Annotated in this window: 8 protein-coding genes; 4 read left to right on the forward strand and 4 right to left on the reverse strand. The window is 66.7% G+C overall.

The features are described from left to right. Window positions 1-46: 46 nt before the first annotated feature. Window positions 47-907, forward strand: a complete 861-nt coding sequence (locus tag H289_RS0127405) for an AraC family transcriptional regulator (RefSeq protein ID WP_029105827.1) — start codon at window positions 47-49, stop codon at window positions 905-907. A 9-nt stretch (window positions 908-916) separates the two neighbouring features. Here H289_RS0127405 and H289_RS0127410 read toward each other — a convergent pair whose 3' ends face one another. The 3 genes from H289_RS0127410 to H289_RS0127420 all read right to left on the reverse strand — a co-directional run bounded on the left by H289_RS0127410 (window position 917) and on the right by H289_RS0127420 (window position 3390). Beyond that, the gene (locus H289_RS0127410; protein WP_020104061.1) at window positions 917-1558 is read right to left on the reverse strand and encodes a nucleoside/nucleotide kinase family protein; all 642 of its coding nucleotides are present in this window, start codon (window positions 1556-1558) and stop codon (window positions 917-919) included. A 138-nt stretch (window positions 1559-1696) separates the two neighbouring features. Further along, window positions 1697-2878 (reverse strand): WXG100 family type VII secretion target, encoded by a 1182-nt coding sequence (locus H289_RS0127415; RefSeq protein ID WP_020104062.1) that lies wholly within the window; start codon window positions 2876-2878, stop codon window positions 1697-1699. Next, window positions 2875-3390: a WXG100 family type VII secretion target gene (locus tag H289_RS0127420; RefSeq protein ID WP_020104063.1), complete on the reverse strand. Its 516-nt coding sequence runs from the start codon at window positions 3388-3390 to the stop codon at window positions 2875-2877. The genes H289_RS0127415 and H289_RS0127420 overlap by 4 nt, the downstream gene beginning before the upstream one ends. 146 nt (window positions 3391-3536) lie before the next feature. Here H289_RS0127420 and H289_RS0127425 point away from each other — a divergent pair, with 146 nt between their 5' ends. Together H289_RS0127425 and H289_RS0127430 are read left to right on the forward strand one after the other, a co-directional pair. Next, a complete protein-coding gene (locus H289_RS0127425) occupies window positions 3537-4553 on the forward strand; it encodes a quinone oxidoreductase family protein (protein ID WP_231388138.1) in 1017 nt (338 codons plus the stop codon). 107 nt (window positions 4554-4660) lie between these two features. After that, a complete protein-coding gene (locus H289_RS0127430; protein WP_020104065.1) occupies window positions 4661-6115 on the forward strand; it encodes an AMP-binding protein in 1455 nt (484 codons plus the stop codon). A gap of 11 nt (window positions 6116-6126) precedes the next feature. Here the strand turns inward: H289_RS0127430 and H289_RS0127435 are convergent, their stop codons facing one another. Next, window positions 6127-6894, reverse strand: a complete 768-nt coding sequence (locus H289_RS0127435; protein WP_020104066.1) for a DUF2127 domain-containing protein — start codon at window positions 6892-6894, stop codon at window positions 6127-6129. Between the two features lie 221 nt (window positions 6895-7115). Between H289_RS0127435 and H289_RS31505 the strand changes: the two genes are divergently transcribed. Then, a partial coding sequence (locus H289_RS31505; RefSeq protein ID WP_020104346.1) for a response regulator occupies window positions 7116-7459 on the forward strand: 344 nt, incomplete at its 3' end.

Consider the following 7459-nt stretch of genomic DNA (forward strand, 5'->3'; position numbering starts at 1 on the left):
CATCCTCACGTCCGCGACTGCACACTCAGTAGTACCGTCTAGAGGCGTGACCGTCTCTGCACTTTCGGACAGAGGTTTATCCCAAACGGCCAAGATGCCCGAGCGGCCGGTGATCGAGCTGCGTCGCGGCGGCGGCGCCCTCGGCGGCAGCTATCTCTACGAGGGCGACGCGCTGATCACCGGCTGGCACTCACATGAGGTGCACCAGATCGAATACGCACTGCACGGCCTGGTCGAGGTGGAAACCGATGTCGCCCACTATCTGCTGCCGCCACAACAGGCCGCCTGGATTCCGGCGGGTCTACCCCATCAGGCAGTGATGAATCCGGACGTCAAGACCGTTGCCGTGATGTTCGATCCCGGGCTCATCTCGGACCGGTCGGATCGGGCCCGCATCATCGCCGTTTCCCCGCTGATCCGGGAGATGATGATCTACGCGTTGCGGTGGCCCATCGACCGGCCGCGGGGTGACGCCGTCTCGGACGGGTTCTTTCGCACCCTGGCACATCTCGTGGCCGAAGCGCTGGACCACGAAGCGCCGCTGAGCCTGCCCACGTCCGAGCACCCGATCGTTGCCGCGGCAATGGCCCACACCAAAGCGCATCTGGCTTCGGCGACGGCCGAACAGGTGAGTCGCGAGGTCTCGGTATCTGAGCGGACGCTGCGGCGGCTGTTCCAGGAGAACATCGGATTGTCTTGGCGGACTTATCTTCTCAATGCCCGGATGCTCCGGGCGATGGCGTTGCTCACCGAGCCGGGACAATCGGTGCAAGCCACCGCCACCGCGGTCGGTTTCGAGAGCCTCAGCGCGTTCACCCGCTGCTTCACCCAGTTCAGCGGGCAATCACCGTCGGCGTACCGCCGCCAGACTGCCGAGACGGCGCGCTCGCCGCACGAGCCCCGGTAAAGGCCGCGATCACGACCGGTCGCCGTCATCCATCTCCCAGGTGCGATCACATCGCTCCTCGGTCTCGGCAATCAACTGCGCGTTCGGCTCGTCGACCGCACGAACCCAACGCTCGGCGGCGATCAGACTCCGCCCACCGGCAATGTGACGCGCGAGCAGACGCCGGCGCCGCACGTCGTCAGCGCCCCTGAGGTAGTAGAGCCGATCGATCAGCTCCCGCGCACCGGAGAAACCGTGGGACGGCAACGCCAGGTAGTTACCCTCGGTGACCACGAGCCGGGCCGCCGCCGGCACGACCAAACCAGCTGCGACAGACTCCTCGAGCGCCCGATCGAACTGCGGCACATAGACATCAGCAGTCTGATAAGCGTCCCGCACCCGAGCCAGCGACACCAGGAAGCCGGCGGCATCGAAGGTGTCGGGGGCACCCTTGCGCCCTTTGCGGCCCAGCCGCACCAGCTGCCGGTTGGCGAGATGAAACCCATCCATCGGCACCAGGGCGGCGAAATCGCGCTGAGTGGAAGTGAATTCATCGACGAGGCGCTCGGCTGCCGTCGACTTGCCGACACCCGGCGGTCCGGTCAGACCGACGATCACCCGGCCCGACCGCTCCTCGAGCAGTCGGGCGACATCGTCGGTCAACCGGGCCATGGCGCGGACACTAGCCGCTCAGCGCGTCCAAGTCGAAGACGTGACGCACCCGACGTCGAGGGTGTCACCGCCGCTGCGGCTCGGGCGCACACGCCATCAACGTCACCAAAGCCGCACCCAGGATGAGGATTCGACGAATCACGAATAGCCGCCATCGGAAGCGCCGGCGTTGGTCTCGAACGGATTTCGACGGCCGGTGAGCCTTTCGGCGCCCAGGCTGATCGCGTACTGCTTGACGAATTCGACACGTCCCAACGCGGCCCACTGTGCCGAGTGCCGCTCTTCGTGATGCAGGACACGATCGATGTCCACGTCCTGTTGGCGTGCACCGCGGGGCCCGTCGTACCACATCTGCCCCGACCCGATGATCTTGCGGAGTTGGTCGCCCGCATCGGTCGGGTGGGCGATGTTGATCAGGAACACGTCACCGTAGGTCGACCCGGCCTGCTGGCTCAGCTGGTTCTGGATGAACCCGCCGCCCAGTCCCATCAGCATGCCGTTGGGCGTGGTGGCGAACCGTCCGCCGCTGCCCGCCAGTCGCGGAACCTGTTCGTAACTCCAGGAATTCGAAGCCTGCCGGTCGACGATGCGCTGCACCTCGTTCGCGGTGTAGGGCGTCTCGGCGAAGTCGGTGTTCGGGTTTCCCTTCGTGTAGCCGGTGCCCGCATTCAGGATGTACGTCATCAGCGCGGCCCGGCGGGCGTCGCCGGCACTGGTCCCCGCAGACAAAAGGAAGTAGGTGTTGTCGTCGCTGGGATCGCTGCTGGTCCGGTTGTTGTCGACGACGCGCTCCATGCCCGTGAGGATGTCGAAACTCGCCGGCGTGATGTGCTGCTGCCGCGCGATGTCGACGATGACCTGGGGTGGCACACCCTTTTTCGCCGCATTCTGCAGCCACTCCCGGTGATACCCCTCGCTCGTTCCGCTCAGCAGACCCGCGTCGCGCAGCGCGTCCTCGTACTTGTTGACGGGGTCGTATCCCGGCTCCCCGGGATCGTCGCCGATTCGGGTGTCTTTCGCCTCCGGCACATCGAACGCAATACGTTCGGCGGCCGCGCGATCGCCGTGCTCGTAAAGGAACGCGGCCGATTCGAGCTTCCCCGCGAACACGGACATGCCCTGTCCGAGCACCTGCGCACGGCGGACAAACGCATCACCCACCTCCCGGCACGCCTGGCCGCTGTCGAGTGCGGCCACCGGATCCGCGGCGGCCGAGAGCGCGGGGCCACCATCGTCGTCGCACAGGCCGTCGGCCAGACCCGCCAACCGGGCCGCGGTGTCGCGCAACGAGGCCACGACGACGGTCAGCGGCACGGTCATGCCAGTTCCCAACCGACCTTGCGGATCTGATAGCCGGTGTCCCGGTCGGCCGCCTCGAATTTCGCGAGCAGTAGTTTGATCGCGTTCTCGACCTCGATCCGCTTGGCTGCGATCTGCAGCGTCTGGACCGGCGAAACCCGCGCATACCAGCGGAGCCAGAAACCGGGTGTGACGCCACCGTCGTCGGCGACGTCCCACTGTGCCTCAGCGGCGTCGACTGCCTTCTTCAGGCCCGCGCGGAGCTCCGCGAGCAGCGCACCACCAGTCGCCAACGGCCCCGCCACCGCATCGAGGTGGTTCCGATATGCGGTCTGCTCGTCGAGTGATTCGCGGCCCTGCTTCTGCGCGGCATCGGCGGCAGTGCCGGTCCAGCCCTCGGCAAGGTGGGCGAATTGCGTTCGTGCCCGGTCGATCTGAGCGTCGACACGCTGGGCCGCGGCGCGCGCATCGAGGGATGCCGTCAGCAGGGATTCCGGATCGGAATTGAGCACCTGCGACACCGTGTACGGCATGGACCATCCCTCGTTCCAATCGGTCCTTTCATTGTCCCCCACAGGCCGCAGGCCACCGGTCACGAAAATCGAATCCCTCGCTGCAAGGGTGTCACCGAGTGGGAACCCGCCTTCCGCGGACCGCGCGGGCCGACTAAGACCGAATGATGACCTCCCATATCGCTCCCCCGCCGGACACCATGCGGGCGATGGTGCTCACCGAGTTCGGCGGCCCCGATGTCCTGCATGCCGCCGAGCTGCACACCCCGGTGCCCCGAGCCGACGAGGTGCTGGTGGAGATCGCCTGCTCCAGCGTCAACCCGGCGGATTGGAAAACCCGCGAGGGCAAGCTCTCCGCGTACATCGACTACCACTTCCCGTTCGTGCTGGGCTTCGACCTGGCCGGCGTCATCGCTGCCGTCGGGCCGGGCGTGACGCGCTGGCAGGTGGGTGATCAGGTTTTCGGGATGTCCAACCAGCGCAGCGGTGAAGACGGCACGTACGCCGAATACTGCCTCGCCTCTTCCGAACTGCTCGAGCCGTTGCCCGATGGCTGGGGCTACGTCGACGCCGCCGGTCTGCCAGTAGCGGGTAGCACCGCCTACGGCGGCATGGTCGACGCCGGCGAGCTGCAGAACGGCCAGACCGTGTTGATCAACGGCGGTGCCGGCGGTGTCGGCAGCATCGCGATCCAGATCGCTCACGCGCTGGGTGCACGGGTCGCGGTGACCTGCAGCCCGAAGAACTTCGATTACGTCTCCGCACTCGGCGCCGACCTGGCCATCGACTACCGGGGCGGCGACGTCGTGACGCAGCTGCGTGCCTGGGCTCCGTCGGGTGTCGATCAGGTGCTCGACGCCGTGGGTCTGGACACGCTGCTGCCGCACGCCGAGGAACTGGTGGCACCCGGCGGCCGCTACGTCGAGATCGAGACGCTCATCTCGCGTGCCGACGAGGAGCGGGTGGCCCGCGCTGCCGAGCGCGGGGTGCGGATCGTCTCCAACATGATCGCGATCCAGCGCCAGCCGCAGCACCTGATGGAGTTGGCTGCACTCTGCGCCAAGGGCGCGATCCGGCCGCCCGAGACCGAGGTGCTGCCGCTGTCCAGGGTGGCTGACGCGCACCGCCTCGTCGAGGCCGGTCACGTTCGCGGGAAGGTCATCCTCGCCGTGCACACCGACTGAGCTCTCGGGCCAAAGCCCTTGGGACGGAGATGTATCCGACCGCGGGGCTGGTAGCGTGATGCGGACGTTCAGGCCGAGGTACGGGAGGCGTTGTGGGGCACGGTGAAATGCTCCATCACCTGGTGTCCGACGCCGCTGCCGCCGCACCCGATCGTCCTGCCATCATCGCCGAAGACGGCACCGTCACGACGTTCGCGCAATTCGACCGGTCGATCGCGGCAGTCGCCGGCTGGATCGCATCCCGAACCACCCGCGGCGACCGCGTCGCAGTGATCGCCGACAACGGCCCGGACTACGCCACGCTCTACTACGCGGTGCCGCGCGCCGGATGCATCCTCGTCCTGATCAACCAGCGGCTCAGCGCCGACGAGCATGTCGCGCAACTCGCGACCGCGGCTCCCACCCTGGTCCTCGGTGACGGCCGCTATCTGGAGTCTCTGGGCCGCCCCGATGCGATCTCGTTCGACAACGAACAATGGGCTGCGGCAACGCAATCGACGCAACGTTCTGTGCCCGACGAACCCGACCCGGACGACCCGGTCTGGCTGCTCTTCACCAGTGGGTCGACGGGAACACCGAAAGGTGTTGTCCACACGCATCGTTCGATCACCGCAGCGGTCCGGGGCAGCATCGCCGGCAGGTCGGTCAGTCCCGGCGGCGTCTATCTGCTGCCGTTTCCCATGTGCCACATCGCCGGGTACAACATGCTGGTGCACCACGGCGCACAGTCGACGGTGCTGCCGGTGGCGGCATTCCGGCCCGACGCTTTCGCGGCCACGGTGAACCGGTACCGGGTGACCTCGTGTTCGTTGGCCCCGACCATGCTGCACAGCCTGTTGGCCCATCTCGACCAGACCGGCATCGAGCTGCCGTCATTGCGGGACATCGCCTATGGTTCGTCCGCCATCCCGGCCGACCTGCTGCGGCGTGCCCTCAACCGTCTCGACGTGGGATTCCACCAGGGCTATGGCATGACCGAAACCGGTGGCAACGTCACGTTTCTCGGCCCCGAGGACCACCGCGCGGGCGCCGCCGGTGATACCGCCGTGCTCACCACTGCCGGCCGTCCCCATGCCGACGTACAGATCCGGATCGCGGCGAACGGCGAGATCCTGGTTCGCGGAGACCAAGTGGCGGTCCGGTACTGGCCCGACACACCCACGACCGCCGATGGCTGGTTACCCACCGGCGACGTCGGATACCTCGACGACGAGGGCCGGCTCGTGGTGTCCGACCGGCTGAAGGACATCATCATCACTGGCGGCGAGAACGTGTCCTCGCGGGAAGTCGAGGACGTGCTGTCATCGCACCCCGACGTGGATCAGGTTGCGGTCGTGGGGGTCCCGGATCCGTATTGGGGCGAGGCGATCTGCGCAGTCGTCGTGCCCACCGCCGGCACTCGACCTGACGCGGACGCCCTGACCGCGCACGTGCGGGAACGCATCGCGGCCTTCAAACGCCCCCGGCACGTCGTGTTCGTCGACGCGCTACCCCTGACGACAAACGGCAAGATCGCGAAACAGGTACTGCGCGAACAACTCCGGGCGCAGTTCGCCGGTTAGCGCAGGCCGGCTCACTGCGTTGCCGTCGCCAGGCCGGCCCGCTCGACACTCATCAGGCTCTCGGTCTCGTGTTCCCGCCGGTACGCCGCACCACCGCCATTCAGGCCGAAAAGCCGCTTGCTCCACAACAACCACAGCACGGCGATGATGTTCACCAGCAACATCGCCACCCGCAGCGTGGTGACCTTCTCGGTCAGTTCGTAAATCTCCAGCGGCAGGAAGATACCGGTGGCCACCACCGCGAAATACTCTCCCCAGCGCCACATTCCCCACAGCCCAACGGCTTCCACCAGCTCGATCAACGCATACACCGCGATGCCGATCCCGATCCACAACAGGGTTGTGCCCGACATGGTGAACGCGTCGTTGATATGCCGAATGATCTTGGAGCCGTCGATGTTCCAGCCGATCTGGTCGGCCAGCGGCCGCAGCAGAGGCAGGTCCTTCTCGAACATGTCCCGCAGATGCACTCGTGCCGCCCGCACCCGGAAGACGCCATAGGACATCAAGGCCAGCAGCAGAAATCGGAAGACACGCTCGACGGCCAGCACCCGCATCAGCACTCGGTCACGCAGCAGTCGGCCGCGCGGGACTTCGGGTGCCGATTCCGCCGGCCCCTTCCCTCGGGGCGGGCCGACGACGAATGTCTCGCACCGCAGGCAGCGCCATGCCTCACCGACCGGGGTCTGCACGTGCAGGCGGGCGGCCAGGTCCGGTTCATCCGGTGCGAATGTGGCATGGCCGCGCAGGCCACAGGACCGGAGGGCGAAATCCACCATGTCAGTACCGTAATGGCACCATCCGGCAGTCGGCCCGAATTCGACCGGTGCGCCCGAAATCCCGGGCCTACCAGCGGGAACTCCGTGCTCATAGCCTATCCATAGGCTAACCACAGATCGTCGCTAAACCGGTTGGCAACAATGTCGCGATGCGATATGCGCCAGACGCCTACGCCGCGACCGGGCGGCCACACACCGCCGGACACGCAGCTCCGGCGCCGATGACCCGCCACGATGGCAGCCCGATCGAGGTCCTCGTGGTCGACGACGAACCGGCGCTCGGCGACCTGGTATCCATGGTGCTGAGGTATGAAGGGTGGCAGGTCACCGCCGCTCAGGATGGTGCGACGGCCATCAAGAAGGCCGCCGCCGAGAAACCCGACATCGTGGTGCTGGACATCATGCTGCCCGACATGAGCGGGCTCGACGTGCTCCACGAATTGCACCGCATCCGCCCCGAACTGCCCGTGCTGCTGCTCACCGCAAAGGACACCGTCGAGGACCGGATCGCCGGATTGTCCGCCGGCGGAGACGATTACGTCACCAAGCCGTTCAATGTCGAGGA

Source organism: Mycobacterium sp. 360MFTsu5.1, from assembly GCF_000383495.1.
Lineage (GTDB): Bacteria > Actinomycetota > Actinomycetes > Mycobacteriales > Mycobacteriaceae > Mycobacterium > Mycobacterium mucogenicum_B.

What these genes read in the sequence shown, in the direction of transcription:
- H289_RS0127415 (WP_020104062.1), bottom strand. Translation starts at nt 2,878, where the DNA reads ATGACCGTGCCGCTGACCGTCGTCGTGGCCTCGTTGCGCGACACCGCG.
- H289_RS0127435 (WP_020104066.1), bottom strand. Translation starts at nt 6,894, where the DNA reads ATGGTGGATTTCGCCCTCCGGTCCTGTGGCCTGCGCGGCCATGCCACA.
- H289_RS0127420 (WP_020104063.1), bottom strand. Translation starts at nt 3,390, where the DNA reads ATGCCGTACACGGTGTCGCAGGTGCTCAATTCCGATCCGGAATCCCTG.
- H289_RS0127410 (WP_020104061.1), bottom strand. Translation starts at nt 1,558, where the DNA reads ATGGCCCGGTTGACCGACGATGTCGCCCGACTGCTCGAGGAGCGGTCG.
- H289_RS0127430 (WP_020104065.1), top strand. Translation starts at nt 4,661, where the DNA reads ATGCTCCATCACCTGGTGTCCGACGCCGCTGCCGCCGCACCCGATCGT.
- H289_RS0127425 (WP_231388138.1), top strand. Translation starts at nt 3,537, where the DNA reads ATGACCTCCCATATCGCTCCCCCGCCGGACACCATGCGGGCGATGGTG.